The following is a 20,435-nucleotide window of genomic DNA, read 5'->3' as shown; positions in this document are numbered from 1 at the left end:
GGTAGGAGCCTGCGGTGACCACGGCGGCTGTCCACCGTGTACATCGAGCACCGGCCCGATCGCCCCGGTGGATAAGGTGCTCCCATGCCCGCGACGCTGCGTTCCCTGTTGCACCGTGCCGACCTCCGCCTCCGCCCGCTGACCGACGCGGACACGGACGCCCTCGACGCACCGCTGTCGTGGCTGCACAGCTCCGACCTCGAGGACCCGACGCCGTTCCTGGCCGACGGGCAGGGACTGCTGACCACGGGCACCCAGTTCGGCGCCGAGGCCGAGGTCCCGGAGGACGTCGCCGGCCCCTACGTCCGCCGACTCGTCGAGCGGGGCGTCGTCGCACTCGGGTTCGGCACCGAGGTCGTCCGCGCCGGCACCCCGGACGCCCTCGTCGCCGCCTGTTCGCTGTACGGACTCCCCTTGTTCGAGGTGCCCTACGAGACCTCGTTCATCGCGGTCGCGCAGGCGAACGCCGAAGCGGTCGCCCGCGACGCGAACGCCCGGAACGCCTGGGCCCTCGCCGCACAGCGGGCGATCTCGCTCGCAGCGATGCGCCCGGACGGGCTCGGCGCCACGATCGCCGAGCTCTCCGGGCAGCTCGACGGCTGGGTCGGGCTCTTCGACGTGTCGGGGCGGCTGGACCGTGGGCACCCGGCGGACGGTGTGCCCGCGCAGGACCTCGAGCTGCTCCGGACCGAGGCGCTGCGCCTGCTGCGCGCGGGACAGCGGGCGAGCCTGCCGGTGACGACCGAGCACCACACCGGGTTCACGCTGCAGACCCTCGGCAGCGGAGGCCACCTGAGCGGCGTGCTCGCGATCGCGAACGGCGGTGCGCTCGACCGCGCCGGTCGTGAGGTGGTGACGTCCGTCATCGCCCTCGCCGGACTCGCGCTGCAGCAGAACCGTGAGCTGGCCCGGGCACGCGGGCTCCTGCGCACCGGCCTCCTCACCATGCTCTCGGTCGGCGATCCGGAGGTGGTCCAGTCGACGTCGCGCGAGGTGTGGGGTCCCCTGCCCGCCGAACCCGTCCGGATCGCGGCCATCGACGTCGACGACCACGACCTCGACACCGTCGTCGACCTGCTCGAACTGTGGGTGCAGGACCGGCCCGGACAGCTCTTCTTCGCCGTCGACGACGCCCTCTTCCTGTGCGTGAGCGCCGACGGCACCGCGATCGTCGAGGAACTGGTCGGGCGCTTCGACCTGCGGGCCGGCCTGTCGGACGGTGCCGCCTACCGGTCGTTCGGCCGCGCTCGCACCGAGGCCGTGCAGGCCCTGGACCGTCGGCGCGAAGGACGACCGGGCACGACCGAGTTCGGCGACCTCGCCCGGGAAGGCGTCCTCGCACACCTGGCCCACGTGGACGTCGACGCCGGAGCCGTCGCCCGCGCGTTCCTCGCTCCCCTGCTCGAACACGACCGGTCGGCGGGCACCGAGCTCACCCGCACCGTCCGCGCCTGGCTCGAGCAGAACTGCGAGTACGACCGCGCCGCCCAGGTGCTCGGCATCCACCGCCACACCGCACGCTCCCGGGTCGAGCACGCCGGCCGGCTCCTCGACCGCGACCTCACCGTCTTCGCGACCCGTGCCGACCTGTGGGCGGCCTTCGTCGTCGAGGGCGCGTGACCCGCGGATACGGTGGGACGATGCCGTCGACACCGGCCCGCCGGCGCCTCAGCCCGGCCGAACGCGGATCCCAGATCACGTCGGCCGCCGTCGACCTGGCGCGCGCCGAGGGCCTCGCGGCGGTGACGCTCCGCGGGGTCGCCGCCGTGATCGGGGTCGCGCCGTCGCTCGTCGCCCACTACCGCCCGAGCATGGAGGACCTGGTCGGCGAGACGTTCCGCACCGTCGCGGCAGCCGAGGTCGCCGAGGTCCGCGCGATCGTCGGCGCTGCGCCCGAACCCGTCTCCGGCCTCCGCACCCTGCTCGGCTGCATCGCCGATCCCGCGCGCGACGACGTCGCCACCCTGTGGGCCGACGCGTGGAGCATCGGCCGCACGAACGCGGCGCTGGCGACCGCGGCACGGGACGTCATGGACGACTGGCAGCTCCTCGCGACCACGGTCGTCGTCGACGGGGTGCGCGCGGGCGTGCTGCGGACCGACGACCCGGACGGCGTGGGACGCCTGCTCTTCGCGCTCGTCGACGCCACCAACGGGTACGCCCTGGTCGACTACCTCGACCGACCGACCCGCGAGGGCCTGGTCCGCACGACGATCGCCCGAGCGGTGGGCCTGGACGGCTCAGCCCTGTCGGGGTGACACCCGCCGCGGTGCCACTGACCGCAGTGCCACCCACTGCAGCAGCATGATCGTCTTGCCGTCGGCGATCCGGCCGTCCTCGACCATCGCGAGGGCCTCGTCGAGTGCCAGCTCGAGCACCTCGATGTCCTCGCCCTCGTCCTCGACCCCGCCGCCCGCCTCGACCCGGTCCGCCGGTGTGTAGGCACCGACGTAGAAGTGGACACGCTCGGTGACCGAACCGGGGCTCATGAAGACGTCGCCGACGCGCACCAGGTCGCCCAGCCGGATGCCGAGCTCTTCGGCGGCCTCGCGGCGGACGGCGGTCTCGGGGTCGTCCTCGTCGAGCAGCCCCGCCGCAGCCTCGATGAGCATCCCGTCCGGGTGCCCGTTCACGTACGCCGGCCACCGGAACTGCCGGGTGAGCAGGACGGTGCCGCGCTCGGCGTCGTACGGCAGCACCGTGGCGCCGTTCCCCCGGTCGTAGGTCTCGCGCTGCTGCCGGTCCCACCGGCCGTCCCGGCGCCGGACGTCGAGCGTGGTGCGACGGAGCACGTGCCAGCCGTCCGACACGACCTCGACGTCCCGCACGACGACGTCGGGGTTGCGGTCGAGGTCACGGCCGACGGCGTCGAGTCCGGTCCGCCCACGGGCATCGGGGACGTCGACACCGGGACGAGGGGCTGCAGCACGATCATCGGTCACCTGGTCACGCTAGCGGGGCGGCTGCTCGCACGACCTGCCCGCCCGGTACCGTGCAGCCATGACCAGGACACCGTTCACCCGTCGCCCGGACCGACCGCAGGTCGTCACCGTGTCGTTCGTGCTCTGGCTCGTCTGGGTCGCGGTCTGCCTGGTGGCGACCGTCCTGCAGTTCGTGGCGGGAACGGGCGGCAACGCCATCGGCACGGTCCTGACGGTGCTCGTCGCCATCGTGGTCTGGGGACTCGTCGGGTGGGCGGTCGTCCGCACGGCCGCCGGTTCGCGGGTGGCACGCATCGCGCTGGTCGTCATCGCCGCGGCCCGTGCGGTGCTCAGCCTCACGAGCGGCGAACTCGGACTCCTGACGATCGCGCTGTCGGTCGTCGCCGCGGTCCTCCTCTTCCTGCCCAGCGCGCGCCCGTTCTTCGCACCGAGCGATGCGGGAAGAACCGACCACGGGATCTCCGGACCCGGCGTGTCGGGGTCGAGCCGCGCCTCCTGGCCGGATCCCGACCACGCGACGGACGGCGATCGGGCCTGATCCGCCCACCGGCGACGGCCGCTCCGGTACGTCCTGGAAGAACACGAAAGGCCCCGGATTCCTCCGGGGCCTTTCGCTGTTTCGCCTGGTGCGCGAGGGGGGACTTGAACCCCCACGCCGTTTCCAGCACACGGACCTGAACCGTGCGCGTCTACCAATTCCGCCACTCGCGCCAGCCCCAAAACACTACCACGCACAGACTGCCCCCTGCGCCAACCACTACCATGCAGTGGTTGACGACCGACGACTCTGGAGACACATGGGCCTGCTGGACAACTTCGAGCGAGGGCTGGAGCGCGCCGTGAACGGCGCGTTCGCGAAGACCTTCCGCTCCGGTGTGCAGCCGGTCGAGATCTCCAGCGCCCTGCGCCGTGAGCTCGACACGAAGGCCGCCGTGGTGTCGCGAGAGCGCATCCTCGTGCCGAACGAGTTCACCGTGCGCCTCGCACCGCCGGACTTCACGCGCATGAACGACGTCGGTCGTCCGCTCATCGACGAACTCACGCAGATGGCCCACCAGCACGCCGTCGCGCAGAACTACTCGTTCTCCGGACCGGTCACCATCCGGCTGCAGCAGGACGGCACCCTGTCGACCGGCATCCTGCAGATCGACTCCACCACGGTGCAGCGCGATGTCGCCTGGATCGCCGTGCTCGACATCGGCTCGCAGCGCCACCGCCTGCAGCGCGGACGCACCGTGATCGGCCGTGGCAGTGACGCCGACATCACCATCGCGGACACCGGGACGAGCCGGAAGCACGTGGAGGTCCTGTGGGACGGCAAGCACGCCCAGGCCACGGATCTGGGCTCGACGAACGGCTCGAAGCTGAACGGACAGCACTTCCAACAGGCGATCGTGGAGCCGGACTCCACCATCGAGATCGGTCGTACCCGTATGGTGTTCCGGGTGATCCCGGAGAACGACGGAGGTGCTCGATGACCACAGGCCTGACCCTGCTCGTCCTGCGCTTCGCGTTCCTCGCGGTGCTCTGGCTGTTCGTCTTCGTGATCGTCTTCGCCCTGCGCAGTGATCTCTTCGGCCAGCGCGTGCGCACGATCCCCACGGATCCCAAGTCGGCTCCCTCCGGCCCGACGACCCCGACGATCCCCGCAGCGGCGGCGCCGGCAGCGGCCTCGGGTGGTGCGTTCACCGACCTGATCGGGCAACCCACGGCGGCGACGCAGTCGCCCTCGCCGGCAGCGGTGCGCCTCGTGATCACCGAGGGTGCGCGTGAGGGCATGGAGATGCCGCTCGGCGGCGGGCCGATCACGATCGGCCGCTCCAGCGAGTCCAACGTCGTGATCCGCGACGACTACACCTCGACCAACCACGCCCGGCTCGACCTGCGCGCCGACGGCTGGCTCCTCACCGACCTCGAGTCCACGAACGGCACCTTCGTCAACGGTCAGAAGGTGAGCGCTCCCCTGATCGTCGCGGAGCGCACGCCGATCACGATCGGGACGACGACGTTCGAGCTGCGGCGGTAACCCGGCATGACCGCTCGCACGTTGAGCGCCGCTGTGTCCCACGTGGGCCGCATCCGCGCGAACAACCAGGACTCCGGCTACGCCGGGGCGCACCTGTTCGCGGTCGCGGACGGCATGGGTGGGCACGCCGGCGGCGACGTCGCCTCGGCGATCGCGATCCGGCGCATCAGGGAGGTGGACCGCGAGTTCCCCTCGGCCCACGACGCCGAGTTCGCCTTGCAGTCGGCCCTGATCGCCGCGAACCAGCTCATCACCGAGACGGTCTTCGAGCACCAGGAACTGACCGGCATGGGCACAACGGTGTCCGCGATGATCCGGGTCGGCGAACAGATCGCGATCGCGCACATCGGTGACTCGCGCATCTACCGCCACCGTGACGGTGAGCTGCAGCAGATCACGTCGGACCACACCTTCGTGCAGCGCCTAGTCGACAGCGGCCGGATCACCCCGGAAGAAGCCGCGGTCCACCCCCGTCGCTCGGTACTCATGCGGGTGCTCGGCGACGTCGATGCGGCACCCGAGGTCGACACCGCGATCATGGACATCCAGCCGGGCGACCGCTGGCTGCTGTGCTCCGACGGCCTGTCGTCGTACCTGGCCGAAGAGCGCATCCGGCACGCGCTGGCGTCGAACATGGACGCCAACCAGGTCACGCAGCGCCTGGTCAAGGAGACCCTCGACCACGGCGCCCCCGACAACGTCACCGTCGTCGTCATGGACGTCACCGCGGACGAGGTCGACGACGACGACGACGCGGCCACCACCGTCGGGTCCGCGGCCGCTCCCCTGACCTTCGAGGCGTCGACCGGCCGCAAGCCGATCCGCCTCCCCACGATCCTGCTGCACCCGCTCAAGGTCACCACGGCTCCGGAAGACTCGCACTTCGAGCCCGAGTCCGACCAGTTCTTCGCCGAACTCATCGCCGAGGACCGCCGACGCCGCATCCGACGTCGGGTCTCGTGGACGGTCGCGCTCGTGGTGGCCGTCGCCGCCCTGGTGGGGGCCGTCTTCCTCGGCTGGCGGATCACCCAGGACCACTACTACGTCGGCACCGACCGCGGCACGGTCGCCATCTACAAGGGCGTGCAGCAATCGATCGGACCACTGGCGCTGTCGGACGTCTACGAGGACACCGACATCACGGTGTCGATGCTGCCGGACTACACCCGCGAGAACGTCCGCTCGACGATCAACGCGCAGTCGCTCGGTGACGCGCGCGACATCGTCGACCGACTGCGCAAGGCCGCCGAGACCGGGCAAGACCAAGCCGGTACCGGCGGTGACGGCGGATCCACCTCGTCACCCTCGCCGTCGCCGACCCGGTCGTCGACGCCCACGCCGACCCCGACCCGGGGCTCGCGATGAGCAACGCCACCGCCCAGTCGTTCACGCAGGCGATCACGATCAAGCTCCGTGAACCCGCACGTGCTCGGAACCTCGAGCTCGTGCTGCTCGTCATCGCCTGCGGCATCTGCGCCGGCGCGATGGTCCTCGTGCAGCTCGGCACCAAGGGGCGGCTGTTCGACACCTCGGTGCTGTGGGTCGGCGCGGGCATCCTCGGGCTCGGGCTCGTGATGCACGTCGTGCTGCGGGTCGTCGCGAAGAACGCCGACCCGTTCGTCCTGCCGATCGCACTCGTGCTGAACGGCATCGGCATCGCGGAGATCTACCGCATCGACGTCCACAACGGCCTGACCGGCTGGGACGCCATCGGTGTGAAGCAGATCGTCTGGACGATGCTCGCGATGGTCCTGGCGATCATCACGCTGCTGCTGGTGCGGAACCACCGGTTCCTGCAGCGGTACCGCTACATCTTCATGTTCCTGACGATCGCGCTGCTGCTGCTGCCGATGCTCCCGGGCATCGGCTACGCACCCGGCGGAGCGCGGGTCTGGATCCGCGTCGGACCGTTCTCGTTCCAGCCCGGTGAGCTCGCGAAGATCACCATGGCCCTGTTCTTCGCCGGCTACCTGGTGACCGCCCGCGACTCGCTGTCGATCGTCGGCAAGAAGTTCCTCGGCATGACGTTCCCGCGTGCCCGCGACCTCGGCCCGATCCTGGTGATGTGGGGCGCCGCGATGGCCGTCCTCGTCTTCCAGCGCGACCTCGGCACGGCGCTGCTGTACTTCGGCCTGTTCCTCGTGATGATCTACGTCGCGACCGCGCGCATCAGCTGGGTGGCCATCGGCCTCGTGCTGTTCGTCGGCGGTGCCCTCGTCGCGCAGAGCGTCCTCGAGTACGTGCACGGCCGGTTCGAGCAGTGGCTCGACCCGTTCAACCAAGAGGTCTTCAGTCGCGACACCCAGGCGAGCTACCAGCTCGTGCAGGGGCTCTTCGGCTTCGCGAACGGCGGCATCACCGGCACCGGGCTGGGTCAGGGGCGCCCGTACATCACGCCCGTCGCCAACGCGGACTACATCATCGCCTCGCTGGGCGAGGAGCTCGGCCTGATCGGCGTCTTCGCGATCCTGGCGCTCTTCATCGTGCTGGCCTCGCGCGGCATCCGTGTCGGGTTCATGGCACAGGACGACTTCGGCAAGCTGCTCGGCGTCGGCTTCGGCTTCGTGATCGCCCTGCAGGTGTTCGTCGTCGTCGGTGGCATCACCCGCGTGATCCCGGTGACCGGCCTGACCACACCGTTCATGGCCGCGGGTGGTTCCTCGCTCATCGCCAACTGGATCATCGCCGCGATGCTGCTGCGACTCACCGATGCCATCCCAGCCGAACAACGCGTCCAGCAGGGCGCGATCCCCGCCGCGAGCGGGCGGTCCGCGCGCGCGACCAGGAAGGAGCGTCGTCGATGAACCGACAGCTCCGCGGTGTCTCGACCGTCATCGTGCTCATGTTCGTCGCACTCTTCGTGTCGACGACGTCCATCCAGTTCTTCTCGGCGGACTCCCTCCGCGCCGATTCCCGCAACTCACGCACCATCTTGGACAGTTACTCGACCAAGCGCGGTGCGATCCTCGTCGGGGGCAGCCCGATCGCCGAGTCGACCCCCGTGGACGACCAGTACGAGTACCAGCGCAAGTACACGAACGGTGAGCTGTACTCGGCGGTCACCGGGTACTTCACCATCGGCCAGGGCAACACCGGCATCGAGAGCGCGGAGAACACCGTGCTGTCCGGCAACTCGGACGCCTCGTTCTTCCAGAACCTCAACTCGATCCTCACCGGTCAGGACGTCCAGGGCGACAACGTCAACCTGACGATCGACCCCGCCGTGCAGCAGGCTGCGTACGAAGCCCTCGGCACGAACAGCGGTGCCGTCGTCGCCATCCAGCCGAAGACCGGCAAGATCCTCGCGATGGTCTCGAAGCCGAGCTACGACCCGAACACCCTCACCTCGCACGACACCGCGAAGGTCAAGGAGCAGTACGACGCCCTGCTCGGCGCCTCGTCGTCCCCGCTGCAGAACCGCGCGATCGGCGGCGACCTGTACACGCCCGGATCCGTCTTCAAGCTCGTCGTGGCATCAGCGGCGCTCGAGGGCGGCAAGTACAACCTCGACTCGACGTTCCCGAACCCGTCGCGGCTGCAGCTCCCCGGCACGAGCTCGTACATCAACAACGCCGAGGGCGGCACGTGCGGCGGCGGCGACAAGGTCAAGCTCCGCACGGCCATCCAGTACTCGTGCAACATCCCGTTCGCCGAGCTCGGACAGAAGCTCGGGTACGACGCGATCAAGAGCATGGCCGACAAGTACGGCTTCGGTGACGCCATCGAGGTCCCGATGTCCGCGACCGCCAGCCAGTACCCCGAGGTCGACTCCACCGCGCAGCTCATGCTCAGCGCCTTCGGCCAGGCGAGCGTCCGGGTGTCCCCGCTGCAGATGGCCATGGTGTCGGCCGGCATCGCGAACGGCGGCAAGGTCATGCAGCCCTCGCTCGTCGACTCGATCACCACGAGCGACCTGAAGACGGTCGAGTCCTTCTCCCCGAGGCAGTACAGTGATCCGCTGTCGTCCTCCGAGTCCGCTGACCTCACCGAGGCCATGCAGAGCGTCGTGAACGCCGGGACCGGAACGAATGCCAAGATCGACGGTGTCGACGTCGCAGGGAAGACGGGCACGGCCGAGGGCGGAACAGGCGATCCCTACACGCTCTGGTTCACCGGGTTCGCGCCCGCGAAGGACCCGGAGGTCGCCGTGGCGGTCGTCGTCGGAGACGGCGGCGGGCTCGGTCAGTCGGGAGTCGGCAACACAGTCGCGGCCCCGGTCGCGAAGAAAGTCATGGAGGCGGTGCTGAACAAATGAGACCCACCAGCGGACTCACCTTCGGTGGGCGGTACCAGCTCTCGTCCCGGGTCGCCATCGGCGGCATGGGAGAGGTGTGGCAGGCCACCGACCTCGTCATCGGCCGAACCGTCGCACTCAAGATCCTCAAGGACGAGTACCTCGGCGACCCCGGGTTCCTCGAGCGCTTCCGCGCCGAGGCCCGCCACGCTGCGCTCGTCAACCACGAGGGCATCGCCAACGTCTTCGACTACGGCGAAGAGGACGGCAGCGCCTACCTCGTGATGGAGCTCGTCCCCGGCGAAGCGCTGTCGACCATGATCGAGCGCGAGCACACGCTGCCCGTCGACAAGGTCCTGGACATCGTCGCGCAGACCGCGAACGCCCTGCAGGCCGCACACGCGGTCGGTCTGGTGCACCGCGACATCAAGCCCGGCAACCTGCTCATCACGCCGGACGGCCGCGTCAAGATCACCGACTTCGGCATCGCGCGCATCGCCGACCAGGTCCCGCTCACCGCGACCGGCCAGGTCATGGGCACCGTGCAGTACCTCTCGCCCGAGCAGGCGAGCGGGCACCCGGCGTCGCCGTCGACCGACATCTACTCCCTCGGCATCGTCGCGTACGAGGCCCTCGCGGGTCGTCGTCCCTTCACGGGTGAGTCGCAGGTCGCGATCGCGATGGCGCACATCAACGAGCAGCCGCCGGCGTTGCCCGGGGACATCCCCGAACCCGTCGCAGCCCTCGTGATCTCGTGCATCGCGAAGAAGCCCGCCGATCGTCCCGCCACCGCCGCCAACCTCGCGCGCGCCGCACAGGCGCTCCGTCGTGGTGACGTCGCAGCGGCCACCGTCGCCGTCCCCGCCATCGCGCAGGGTGGCACCGTCGCGTTCAACCCGCCGCAGGGTCAGGGCAACGACGCCGCCACGGCACTGCTCGGCACCCAGTCGGGCGCGGCAGCCGCGGGCGCCGGCGGACCCGGCGCACCGGTGTCCCCGTCGAACGACGAGGCCGAGGAGCCGAAGAAGAAGCGCGCCTGGATCTGGTGGGTCGTGGGTGTCGTCGTGGTGCTCGCGATCGCCGCCGTCATCGGCGCGTTCGCGCTGAACGGTTCCGCCGATCCGAGTCCGTCGCCGTCCAGGTCCGTCTCGAAGAGCCCGCGCCCCTCGCAGACGCCGACCCCGACTCCGACGCCCTCGCCCACCGAGACCCGCGTCACGCTGAGCAACGACGAGTACGTCGGCATGTCCACCGCCGAAGCCGAGTCCCAGCTCCAGAGCCTCGGCTTCCAGACGGCGGTCGAGGACGGCGACGCCGCACCGAACGCCGACCAGGCCAACACGGTGCAGTCGATCACGCCGACGGGCAGCGTCCTGCAGGGCTCGCTGGTGACCATCCGGCAGTACACGACGCCGCCGTCCGTGGCGAAGCCCGCCGCAGCGAAGGCCGGCACCGTGTCGTCCGACGGCTCGGTCCTGTTCAGTTGGCAGGCGTCCGAGTGCCCCGTCGGGTACACGGTCTCGACGTACACCTGGGTCGCGAAGAACGGCAAGGACGCGTCCGGTGCGACCTCGGGCACGATCTCGTCGACGGCGGTGACCATCCAGGCAGACGCCGTGGACACCCCCGTCACCTTCGTGTACTCGGTCACCTGCGGCTCCAACGGCAACACCCTGCCGAAGTCGCCCGGCTCGGACGCTGCGACGGCGACCTGGACGGCGGACGAGACGGATCCGGGCGACACCACGGACCCCACCGACGGGACCAACCCCACCGAGACCCCGATGGACGGCAACTGAACGACCCCCGGACGGGGACTGTCGACACCGTTCGGTAACGGTTCGGTCGACCCCTCGCCGACCAGCGTCTCACCAGGTGGTGCTGCCGTACACTAGCCCGGACGGACAGACGGAGGAGTACGTGCCAGAAGGTGTGACCGCGGGGATCACCCTCCTCGCCAACCGTTACGAGATCGGTGATGTCATCGGCCGAGGCGGCATGGCAACCGTGCACCTCGGCAACGACACCCGTCTCGGTCGCAAGGTCGCGGTGAAGCTCCTGAAGCCGAGCCTGGCCAACGACCCGGCGTTCCGCACCCGGTTCCGGCAGGAAGCCCAGGCAGCTGCACGCATGGCCCACCCGACGGTCGTCCGGGTGTACGACGCCGGTGAAGAGACCGTGACCGAGACCTCGGGCGCCGAGGTGCAGGTCCCCTTCATCGTGATGGAGTACGTCGAGGGCCGTCCGCTCTCCGACATCATCGCCGAGGGCGCCGTCGCTCCGGCCGAGGCCGTCCGCATCACCGAGGGCATCCTGACTGCGCTCGAGTACTCCCACCGCGCCGGCGTCGTGCACCGCGACATCAAGCCCGCCAACGTCATGGTCACGCACAACGGCCAGGTCAAGGTCATGGACTTCGGCATCGCCCGAGCCATCACCGACACCTCGGCCACCGTCGCGCAGACCACGTCGATCCTCGGCACCGCGTCCTACTTCTCGCCGGAGCAGGCCCGCGGCGAGACCGTCGACGCCCGCACGGACATCTACTCCACCGGTGTCGTGCTGTTCGAGCTCCTCACCGGCCGTGCGCCCTTCCTCGGCGACACCCCGGTGGCAGTGGCCTACCAGCACGTCAGCGAACAGCCCGTCGCTCCGTCCTCGATCACGCCCGAGGTCTCTCCGGCACTCGACGCCGTGACCCTGCACGCCCTGGTCAAGGACCGCACGCGCCGGTTCCAGAACGCCGCCGAGTTCCGCTCCGACCTGCAGCAGGCCGCTTCGGGTCGGGTTCCGGCGTCCACCAAGAAGATCCAGCAGAACGCGGCGAACGACGCGTCGACGGTGCTGTTCGGGGTCGACCCGCGCACCACCTCGAACCCGGCCGCGGCCTTCCGCGAGCTCGACGACGACACCGCCGAGCACCGCCCGCAACGCACCCAGAACCGTCCACCGGTGGCGTGGATCTGGGTCGGCATCCTGCTGACGGTGGCGGTCATCGTCGGCGTCGTGTTCTTCGTCGCCAACCTGCAGCCGGGAAAGCCGCCGGTCTCGTCGTCCGTGAGCGTGCCGAACGTGACCGGGTCGACCTACAGTGCCGCGGTCAGCGCCCTCGAGAAGAAGGACCTCACACCGGTCAAGGTCGAGGAGAACTCCGACGACGTCGACAAGGGCATGGTCATCCGCACCGACCCGGGCTCCGGGATCAACGTGGGGCGGAAGTCCAACGTCGACGTGGTCGTCTCGCTCGGCCCCCAGCGGCTCCCGGTCCCCGAGTTGAACGGGCAGTCCCAGGCAGCCGCACAGCAGACGCTGGAGGACGCCGGCTTCCGCGTCGGCGCGATCAGTTCCGACTACTCGTCCGACCTGCCAGAGGGCACCGTGATGAGTTCCGACCCCGAGTCCGGTTCGCTCCACACCAAGGGCATCGTGATCAACCTGACGGTCTCCAACGGCAAGGTGCAGCTGCCGAACGTCACGAACCAGCAGTTCGCCGATGCCAAGGCGTCGCTCGAGCAGCTCGGCCTGACCGTGACACCGTCACCGTCGTACTCGTGCACGGGTGGCCTCGTCACGCAGCAGGACACCCCCCAGGGCGACGTCGCCCAGGGAAGCGCGGTCGCCCTGACCTACTGCGCCGCGTCGAGCCAGCCGACCAAGGCCCCGTCCGACGACGGGAACGACAACGGGGACAACGGCGGCGACAACGGCGACGGTCGCTGACCAACCGATCAGGGACGCCGCCATGGGGGCCGTCGACCCGACCACACGCGTACGCGCGCAGCGTGACGGACCGGTGACGGGCCTCCCGTCGGCACGCTGACGGCCAGGAGGCCCGGCGCCTCCCCGCCACGCGTCCGTGCGCCCGTCGGGTCGTCGCGTCCACTGCTCCAGGCGCGTCGACGCACGACGCCGTCGAGCGCGCCCTCCTGGCCCGTCAGGCGCGGTGGGTCGCGATGAGCGGGCCGAGCCCGTCGGCGCGCTCAGCGGCACCGGACAGGCCGGTGGTCTCGAGCCAGTTGCCGACCATGCGGTAGCCGCCCTCGGTCAGGACCGACTCGGGGTGGAACTGCACGCCGTAGAGCGGGTGGTCGCGGTGCTGGACGCCCATGATGACGCCACCGCCGGTCCGGGCCGTCACGGTCAGTTCGTCGGGGACCGTGCCGTCGACGATCGCGAGGGAGTGGTACCGCGTCGCCGTGAAGGGGTGCGGGACTCCGGCGAAGAGCGTGCTGTCGTCGTGGTCGACCTGCGAGGTCTTCCCGTGCATGAGCTCGTCGGCGTGCGTGACCGTGGCCCCGAGGGCTTCCGCGATCGCCTGGTGCCCGAGACAGACCCCGAGCAGCGGAGTGCCGGACGCGATCGCCGCGTGCACCGTGGGGATGGAGACACCGGCGTCCGCGGGAGTCCCCGGGCCGGGCGAGAGGAGCACACCGTCGTAGTCGGCGATGCGGTCTGCGATCTCCGACTCGGGGAAGGCGTCGTTCCGCACCACGTCGGTCTCGGCCCCGAGCTGCTGGACGTAGCCGTTCAGCGTGTAGACGAAGCTGTCGTAGTTGTCGACGACGAGGATCCTGGTCATGGCGATTCACCGTACTCGTGGGGGATGTGTGCAGCGGTCTGCGGGCCGATCCACACACGTGGTCACGGTAGGATACCGGCCATGGCCAGTGACAAGGACCGCACCAAGCCCGCCCGGAGGACCCGAGCCGACTCGGTCGACACCGCCGGGGACGCCCCGAACCCGGTGTGGTTCAAGCCGGTCATGTTCGGCTTCATGCTCATCGGCCTCGTCTGGGTGATCGTCTTCTACATCTCGAACGCGACCCTGCCGGTGCCGAGCCTTGGCTCGTGGAACATCCTGGTCGGCTTCGGCATCATGTTCATCGGCTTCCTCATGACCACCCGCTGGCGCTGATCCGCAGCCTCGAGACACTCCGACGCCCGTCGCACCACTTGGTGCGGCGGGCGTTGTCGTTCTCCACAGGACTTGCTGCCGCTCGTCCCCAGATCATCGAGGATCCGGGCGGTTCTCCACACTTCTCCACACTCTCCACATCGTCATCCACACCCCGACCCCGGAGTTATCCACAGCTGAGTCCACAATGGGGATAATCACACGCGTGTAACTCACCGGTTTCTCCACACCTGTGGATAACTCTGCGGACGCCTTGTGGACGGCGGACTGGAGGCCCGTGGCGGCCTGGCACCGTGCCTCCCGTCCGCCGTTCGGTCGCGCCACGAATGTGCGGCTGGCTGCGCCGTCCTGTCTGCGAAAGCGTCAGACCTCGCCGACAGGTCCGCGGCAGGCTGTCGCTTCCGGGGGGGCGTGGCCGCGCGACGGGCTGGGCGCAGGGATGTCTGGGAACGACGAACGCCCCGCCGCGGAAGCGACGGGGCGTTCGGTGGACGTGTGTCCGGGTCGGGTCAGCCGATGGTGACCGCGTACCCGACAGCGGTGAGCACGATGCCCACCAAGGCGGTGGCGACGAGCAGGCCGATCTGCAGGGGCCACTGCCGGACGTTCCGGGTCTTGGCGAACACGAAACCCACCAGGAAGCCGCCGACGATGCCACCGACGTGCGCCTGCCACGAGATGTTCGTCCCCGGGAGGAACCCGACGACCAGGTTGAGGCCCATGATCACGAGGAGCTGCACTGCGTTCTGCCCGAGGCTCCGCTGCAGCACGAAGAACGCCGCGAAGAGCCCGAAGATCGCACCGGACGCCCCGACCACCCAGGTACCGGGAGCGAGGAACGTGACGAGCATCGAACCGAAGATCCCCGTGATGAAGTACAGCGCCACGAATCGCCAGGCACCGAGCATGTTCTCGAGCATCCGGCCGAAGATCCACAGTGCCCACATATTGAACACGATGTGGAGGATGCCCGAGTGGACGAAGAGCACGGTCACGACTCGCCACGGTTGCGTGGGCAGCAGCAGCGAGTTGTAGGCGAGCAGGCTGGTGAAGAAGCCACCACTGACCTGGTCCAGCAGCCAGATGGCGACCGTGATCGCCACGATGACGACCGTCGCCTTCTGGTCGAGCATCGCGAAACGCCGTCGCGCGACCGTCAGCCCACTGGGGGCTCCGGACGCGCGACGGTTCGCTGCGAACTGTGCGCGCTGTTCACGCACGCACTCCGGGCAGTGCACCCCGACTGCCGCCGGCGTCTGGCACTCCGGGCAGATCGTCCGCCCACAGCGCTGGCAGAGCACGAAGCTCTGCCGGTCCGGATGCCGGTAGCAGGTGTTGTTCGGGTTGTACGCCTGGTCGGTCACGTGAGGATCAGACGCCTTCGACGTCGATGCTCTGGATGACCACGTCCTCGACGGGCTTGTCACGGCCGTCGGTGGGGACACCCTCGATGGCGTCGACCACGGCACGCGACTCGTCGTCGGCGACCTCACCGAAGATGGTGTGCTTGCCCTGCAGCCACGGCGTCGCCACCGTGGTGATGAAGAACTGCGAGCCGTTGGTGCCACGGCCGCCCTGGATGCCGGCGTTGGCCATGGCGAAGATGTAGGGGTTCTGGAACGTGAGCTCCGGGGAGATCTCGTCGTCGAAGCGGTAACCCGGGCCGCCGATGCCCTGGCCGAGCGGGTCACCACCCTGGATCATGAAGTCCTTGATGATGCGGTGGAAGACGACGCCGTCGTAGAGCTTGTCGGTGGAGACCTTGCCCGTACCCGGGTGGGTCCACTCCTGCTTGCCCGTGGCGAGGTCGACGAAGTTCTTGACGGTCTTCGGTGCGTGGTTGCCGAACAGGTTGACGCGGATGTCGCCCTTGTTGGTGTGGATCGTTGCGACAGCGGTGTGCAGAGACATGTTCCGATTCTCGCATGTAGCGGCTGCGTACGGACCGTACCCACAGGTGAGGCTCCGTGACCTGTCAGGGACTCTGGTGGCAGGATGGGTGTCACGCCGATCCGATGGAGGTACCAGATGACGACGATCGAGATCCCGCGCAAGCGTCGGAAGCAGATCAAGAAGCTCAAGGGCCAGACCGCCTCGCTCCTCGGAGAGCAGCGCAAGGTCCTCGAGCACGCGAACGCGATCCTGGCGGAAGCCCGGTCGAACGCAGCCGACGCAGCCCGCAAGGACATCGCCCCCCGTGTGCAGAACGCGATCGACAACGGGATCCGTCCCGCGGTTGCAACGGGTGTGCACGCTGCGACGTCCGCAGCACACAGCGCTTCGCACAAGTTCCAGTCCGAGGTCATCCCCGGGCTGGTGTCGACCGCCGGCTCCGTGCTGAGCGTCACCGACCTCGCGAAGGACCCCCGGGTCAAGAAGATCGTGAAGAACGCCCAGAAGAAGGGCAAGAAGGCCAAGAAGGCTGCTGCGAAGTACGTGCCGTCGCAGCAGAAGAAGGGCATCGGCTTCGGTGGTGTCGCACTCATCATCGTCGGCGTCGTCGCCGTTGCTGGTGCTGCGTACGCCGCATACCAGACGCTCCGCGCCGACGACGACCTGTGGGTTGCCGACGACGCTGACACGGCGGAGAAGCCTGCCGCCTGACCTCCACGGTTCGTACGAAGGGCCCCGGCACTCCGCCGGGGCCCTTCGTCGTTCCCGGGTGCTGGCTGCGACCAGGCGCCCACTGACTGGCTGGCCGGCTGACGCCGAGGCCGAGGTTCCACGACATGCCGCACGCCAGCCGCCGAGGTTCCACGGCCGTCCCCTGGAGCGCCCGAGATGCCGAGATCTCGGAACCTCAGCGCACCGGCACCCGCCCGGACCGAGCAAGCACGACGACGACGACGAACGCACGATGTCGCACGGAGACGGCCATCGCGGAGCGGCCCGTGCCGAAGGCACGAGACCAGCACGGCGAAACGATCCGGCGGAGGGAGGAACGACCGCAGCAGGGTCATCCCGGAGTGGAGTGGAGCCTGGGAGAATCGAACTCCCGACATCCTGCTTGCAAAGCAGGCGCTCTACCAACTGAGCTAAGGCCCCGGGTGCCACCGAGGTGATCGGCGGCGGGATGGAATTGTCGTGTGTTCCGAAGAACTGGTGGGGCTACAAGGACTTGAACCTTGGACCTCTTCGTTATCAGCGAAGCGCTCTAACCGCCTGAGCTATAGCCCCTCAGACCGGATGAAAGCCTACCCCACGGATCTCGCAGAACGAAATCGAGCGGTCGGCTCACCCGGCCCGGGTGTGTCAGTTGTTCGTGAAGCCGACGAGCAAGCCGCCGGTGATGCGAACACTGAGGTTGTAGAGGACGCTCACGATGGCGCCGAGCACGGTGCCGACGACCACGTTGAGGATGCCCACGACGATGGAGAACCCGAGCACCTGACCCAGTGAGAACTGGTCCATGATCGAGTAACTGTTCTGACCGGTGACGTCCTTCAACAAGGCGTCCACCTGCGTGAACACGCCCGTCTGGTTGAGGATGACCCACACCAGCGCCGTGGCGACCACGATCACGATGCTGCCGGCCAGGGCGATGAGGAAGCTGAGCTTCACCATCGACCAGAAGTCGACGTAGACCAGCCGCAGCCGCACTTGGCGGGTGCCGACGGGTCGCTTCGCCTTCTTCTGGAGCTTCTCGGCGACACTACTCATTGCTTGACTGGTCCTCTCCGGCCTCGTCCGCGACGGGCTCGGTGTCGATGGGATCAGTGGAGTCCGGGGCCGCTTCGGAAGGGCTGACCGTCTCCACCGGGCCCGCTGGCTCGATCTCGGCGTCGTCCTGGTCGACCAGGTTCCGCTCGGTGTTCTGGGCCACTGCGATGATCTTGTCGTTCGCCGCGAACCTGGCGAAGACGACACCCATGGTGTCGCGACCCTTGGCAGGGACCTCGGCCACGGCAGACCTTACCACCTTGCCCGATTGCAGCACGACGAGCACTTCGTCGTCCTCACCGACGATGAGAGCACCCACAAGGTCGCCTCGGTCGGTCGCCAACTTCGCCACCTTGATGCCGAGACCACCGCGTCCCTGGATGCGGTACTGGTCGACGGCGGTGCGCTTGGCGTACCCGCCCTCGGTCATCACCCAGACGAAGCCGTCGTCCGCCACCACGCGTGCGGCCAGGAGCGAGTCGCCGTCGCGGAAGGACATGCCCTTCACACCGGAGGTCGACCGACCCATCGGCCGCAGGGTGTCGTTCGTCGCGGTGAACCGGAGTGACATGCCCTGTCGGGAGACGAGCAGCAGGTCGTCGTGCTCGTCGACGAGCAGCGCCTGCCGGAGCTTGTCGCCGTCGCGCAGGTTGATCGCGATGATGCCACCGGTGCGGTTGGTGTCGTACTCGGTGAGCGCGGTCTTCTTCACCAGCCCGTGCTCGGTCGCGAGGACGAGGTACTGCGCGACCTCGTAGTCACGGATGTCGAGCACCTGCTGGATCTGCTCGTCCGGCTGCATCGCGAGCAGGTTCGCCACGTGCTGGCCCTTGGCGTCGCGGCCGGCTTCCTGCAGTTCGTACGCCTTGGCGCGGTAGACCCGGCCCTGGTCGGTGAGGAACAGCAGCCAGTGGTGCGTCGTCGTGACGAAGAAGTGTTCGACGATGTCGTCCGCGCGGAGCTGGGCACCACGGACACCACGGCCACCACGGTGCTGCGAGCGGTACTGGTCGCTGCGCGTGCGCTTGACGTACCCGCCGCGGGTGATGGTGACGACCATCTCCTCTTCGGGGATGAGGTCTTCCATCGACATGTCGCCGTCGTAGCCGAGCATGATCTCGGTGCGACGGTCGTCGCCGAAGCGGTCGACGATCTCCTCGAGCTCGTCGCGGATGATCGTGCGCTGCCGGGTCTCCGACGCCAGGATGTCCTGGAAGTCGGCGATCTTGCGCTCGAGCTCTTCGGCCTCGTCGTGGATCTTCTGGCGCTCCAGCGCGGCCAGTCGACGGAGCTGGAGCTCGAGGATCGCGCGCGCCTGGATCTCGTCGACGGACAGCAGGTCCATCAGGCCGGAGCGGGCCTCTTCGACGTCGGGCGAACGACGGATGAGCGCGATGACCTCGTCGAGGGCGTCGAGCGCTGCGAGGTAGCCGCGCAGGATGTGCGCGCGCTTCTCGGCCTCGCGCAGGCGGAACTGGGTGCGGCGGACGATGACGTCGACCTGGTGCGCGACCCACGCCGAGATGAACCCGTCGAGCGGCAGGGTGCGGGGCACACCGTCGACGATCGCGAGCATGTTCGCGCCGAAGTTCTCCTGCAGCTGCGTGTGCTTGTACAGGTTGTTCAGCACGACCTTGGCGACGGCGTCGCGCTTGAGCACGATCACGAGGCGCTGGCCGGTGCGACCAGAGGTCTCGTCGCGGATGTCCGCGACGCCGGCCAGCTTGCCGTCCTTGACCAGATCGGCGATCTTGATCGCGAGGTTGTCCGGGTTGACCTGGTACGGCAGCTCGGTGACGACGAGGCAGGTGCGACCCTGGATCTCCTCGACGTTGACGACGGCGCGCATCGTGATCGAACCACGACCGGTGAGGTAGGCGTCCTGGATGCCCTTGGTGCCGAGGATCTGCGCACCGGTCGGGAAGTCGGGCCCCTTGATGCGCTGCATGAGCGCGGCGAGGAGCTCTTCGCGCGTCGCCTCGGGGTTGTCGAGCGCCCACTTCGCGCCCTCGGCCACCTCACGCAGGTTGTGCGGCGGGATGTTCGTCGCCATGCCGACCGCGATGCCGACCGAGCCGTTGACGAGCAGGTTCGGGAACCGTGCCGGCAGGATCGCCGGCTCCTGGGTCCGACCGTCGTAGTTGTCCTGGAAGTCGACGGTGTCCTCGTCGATGTCCCGGACCATCTCCATGGCGAGCGGCGCCATCTTGGTCTCGGTGTACCGCGGCGCTGCTGCGCCGTCGTTGCCCGGCGAGCCGAAGTTGCCCTGGCCGAGTGCGAGCGGGTAGCGCAGCGACCACGGCTGCACCAGACGGACCAGCGCGTCGTAGATCGCCGAGTCACCGTGCGGGTGGAACTGCCCCATGACGTCACCGACGACGCGGGAGCACTTCGAGAACGCGCGGTCCGGACGGTAGCCGCCGTCGAACATCGCGTAGATCACGCGGCGGTGCACCGGCTTCAGGCCGTCGCGGACCTCGGGGAGCGCACGGCCGACGATGACCGACATCGCGTAGTCGAGGTAGGAACGCTGCATCTCGAGCTGCAGGTCGACCTGCGAGATGCGGTCACCGGAGACGACGATGTCCCCGCTGTCGCCGTGGACGATCTCGGGCTGCTCGTCGGGGGCGTTCTCGTTGTCGTCAGCCATTGGCTTGC

18 protein-coding genes and 3 tRNA genes are annotated in these 20,435 nt (G+C 68.8%); 12 read left to right on the top strand and 9 right to left on the bottom strand.

The window, feature by feature from the left end; all coding sequences use genetic code 11:
- Positions 1 to 84: 84 nt before the first annotated feature.
- Complete coding sequence (locus GVL05_RS09075) at positions 85 to 1,620, top strand: PucR family transcriptional regulator (RefSeq protein ID WP_159572936.1); 1,536 nt, start codon at positions 85 to 87, stop codon at positions 1,618 to 1,620.
- Between the two features lie 20 nt (positions 1,621 to 1,640).
- Positions 1,641 to 2,258 carry a TetR/AcrR family transcriptional regulator gene (locus tag GVL05_RS09070; RefSeq protein ID WP_159572934.1) on the top strand — a complete coding sequence of 206 codons (618 nt, stop codon included), beginning with the start codon at positions 1,641 to 1,643 and terminating at the stop codon, positions 2,256 to 2,258.
- Here the strand turns inward: GVL05_RS09070 and GVL05_RS09065 are convergent.
- Positions 2,241 to 2,942, bottom strand: a complete 702-nt coding sequence (locus GVL05_RS09065) for an NUDIX domain-containing protein (protein ID WP_111083700.1) — start codon at positions 2,940 to 2,942, stop codon at positions 2,241 to 2,243. The two genes, GVL05_RS09070 and GVL05_RS09065, sit on opposite strands and share 18 nt — an antisense overlap.
- A gap of 58 nt (positions 2,943 to 3,000) precedes the next feature.
- On the opposite strand from GVL05_RS09065, the gene GVL05_RS09060 reads away from it, so the two are divergent.
- Positions 3,001 to 3,480, top strand: a complete 480-nt coding sequence (locus GVL05_RS09060; protein WP_159572932.1) for a hypothetical protein — start codon at positions 3,001 to 3,003, stop codon at positions 3,478 to 3,480.
- A gap of 86 nt (positions 3,481 to 3,566) precedes the next feature.
- On the opposite strand, the gene GVL05_RS09055 is transcribed toward GVL05_RS09060, so the two are convergent.
- Positions 3,567 to 3,653, bottom strand: a tRNA-Leu gene (locus tag GVL05_RS09055).
- An 86-nt stretch (positions 3,654 to 3,739) separates the two neighbouring features.
- On the opposite strand from GVL05_RS09055, the gene GVL05_RS09050 reads away from it, so the two are divergent.
- The 7 genes from GVL05_RS09050 (at position 3,740) to pknB (ending at position 12,922) form a co-directional block, all read left to right on the top strand.
- Positions 3,740 to 4,420 (top strand): DUF3662 and FHA domain-containing protein, encoded by a 681-nt coding sequence (locus tag GVL05_RS09050; RefSeq protein WP_123292929.1) that lies wholly within the window; start codon positions 3,740 to 3,742, stop codon positions 4,418 to 4,420.
- Entirely contained in the window at positions 4,417 to 4,968 is a 552-nt protein-coding gene (locus GVL05_RS09045) for an FHA domain-containing protein (RefSeq protein WP_159572930.1), read from the top strand. The genes GVL05_RS09050 and GVL05_RS09045 overlap by 4 nt, the downstream gene beginning before the upstream one ends.
- Positions 4,969 to 4,974: 6 nt before the next feature.
- Positions 4,975 to 6,333, top strand: a complete 1,359-nt coding sequence (locus GVL05_RS09040; RefSeq protein WP_159572928.1) for a Stp1/IreP family PP2C-type Ser/Thr phosphatase — start codon at positions 4,975 to 4,977, stop codon at positions 6,331 to 6,333.
- Positions 6,330 to 7,772, top strand: a complete 1,443-nt coding sequence (locus GVL05_RS09035) for an FtsW/RodA/SpoVE family cell cycle protein (RefSeq protein ID WP_159572926.1) — start codon at positions 6,330 to 6,332, stop codon at positions 7,770 to 7,772. The genes GVL05_RS09040 and GVL05_RS09035 overlap by 4 nt, the downstream gene beginning before the upstream one ends.
- A complete protein-coding gene (locus GVL05_RS09030) occupies positions 7,769 to 9,223 on the top strand; it encodes a penicillin-binding protein 2 (RefSeq protein ID WP_159572924.1) in 1,455 nt (484 codons plus the stop codon). Before GVL05_RS09035 ends, GVL05_RS09030 begins: the two co-directional genes overlap by 4 nt.
- Positions 9,220 to 11,001 carry a serine/threonine-protein kinase gene (locus tag GVL05_RS09025; protein WP_159572922.1) on the top strand — a complete coding sequence of 594 codons (1,782 nt, stop codon included), beginning with the start codon at positions 9,220 to 9,222 and terminating at the stop codon, positions 10,999 to 11,001. The genes GVL05_RS09030 and GVL05_RS09025 overlap by 4 nt, the downstream gene beginning before the upstream one ends.
- Before the next feature lie 133 nt (positions 11,002 to 11,134).
- Positions 11,135 to 12,922, top strand: coding sequence for a Stk1 family PASTA domain-containing Ser/Thr kinase (gene pknB / locus GVL05_RS09020; RefSeq protein WP_159572972.1), 1,788 nt, complete (start codon positions 11,135 to 11,137; stop codon positions 12,920 to 12,922).
- Positions 12,923 to 13,136: 214 nt separating this feature from the next.
- Here the strand turns inward: pknB and GVL05_RS09015 are convergent, their stop codons facing one another.
- Entirely contained in the window at positions 13,137 to 13,781 is a 645-nt protein-coding gene (locus GVL05_RS09015) for an aminodeoxychorismate/anthranilate synthase component II (RefSeq protein ID WP_159572920.1), read from the bottom strand.
- Between the two features lie 81 nt (positions 13,782 to 13,862).
- Between GVL05_RS09015 and GVL05_RS09010 the strand changes: the two genes are divergently transcribed.
- Positions 13,863 to 14,117 carry a cell division protein CrgA gene (locus tag GVL05_RS09010; RefSeq protein ID WP_123292935.1) on the top strand — a complete coding sequence of 85 codons (255 nt, stop codon included), beginning with the start codon at positions 13,863 to 13,865 and terminating at the stop codon, positions 14,115 to 14,117.
- Positions 14,118 to 14,626: 509 nt separating this feature from the next.
- Here GVL05_RS09010 and GVL05_RS09005 read toward each other — a convergent pair.
- Positions 14,627 to 15,481, bottom strand: a complete 855-nt coding sequence (locus tag GVL05_RS09005) for a rhomboid family intramembrane serine protease (protein ID WP_159572918.1) — start codon at positions 15,479 to 15,481, stop codon at positions 14,627 to 14,629.
- A gap of 7 nt (positions 15,482 to 15,488) precedes the next feature.
- Positions 15,489 to 16,028, bottom strand: coding sequence for a peptidylprolyl isomerase (locus GVL05_RS09000; RefSeq protein ID WP_111083688.1), 540 nt, complete (start codon positions 16,026 to 16,028; stop codon positions 15,489 to 15,491).
- Positions 16,029 to 16,145: 117 nt separating this feature from the next.
- Between GVL05_RS09000 and GVL05_RS08995 the strand changes: the two genes are divergently transcribed.
- Positions 16,146 to 16,721, top strand: a complete 576-nt coding sequence (locus tag GVL05_RS08995; RefSeq protein ID WP_123339322.1) for a hypothetical protein — start codon at positions 16,146 to 16,148, stop codon at positions 16,719 to 16,721.
- Between the two features lie 368 nt (positions 16,722 to 17,089).
- Here the strand turns inward: GVL05_RS08995 and GVL05_RS08990 are convergent.
- The 4 genes from GVL05_RS08990 to gyrA form a co-directional block, all read right to left on the bottom strand.
- A tRNA-Ala gene (locus GVL05_RS08990) sits at positions 17,090 to 17,162 on the bottom strand.
- 55 nt (positions 17,163 to 17,217) lie between these two features.
- Positions 17,218 to 17,294, bottom strand: a tRNA-Ile gene (locus GVL05_RS08985).
- A 75-nt stretch (positions 17,295 to 17,369) separates the two neighbouring features.
- Positions 17,370 to 17,777, bottom strand: coding sequence for a DUF3566 domain-containing protein (locus GVL05_RS08980; RefSeq protein WP_027466922.1), 408 nt, complete (start codon positions 17,775 to 17,777; stop codon positions 17,370 to 17,372).
- Positions 17,770 to 20,427, bottom strand: a complete 2,658-nt coding sequence (gyrA, locus tag GVL05_RS08975) for a DNA gyrase subunit A (RefSeq protein ID WP_216834274.1) — start codon at positions 20,425 to 20,427, stop codon at positions 17,770 to 17,772. The genes GVL05_RS08980 and gyrA overlap by 8 nt, the downstream gene beginning before the upstream one ends.
- Positions 20,428 to 20,435: the final 8 nt, after the last annotated feature.

Source organism: Curtobacterium sp. 18060, assembly GCF_902706105.1.
Lineage (GTDB): Bacteria > Actinomycetota > Actinomycetes > Actinomycetales > Microbacteriaceae > Curtobacterium.
This window is presented reverse-complemented; position numbering and strand designations above follow the sequence as displayed.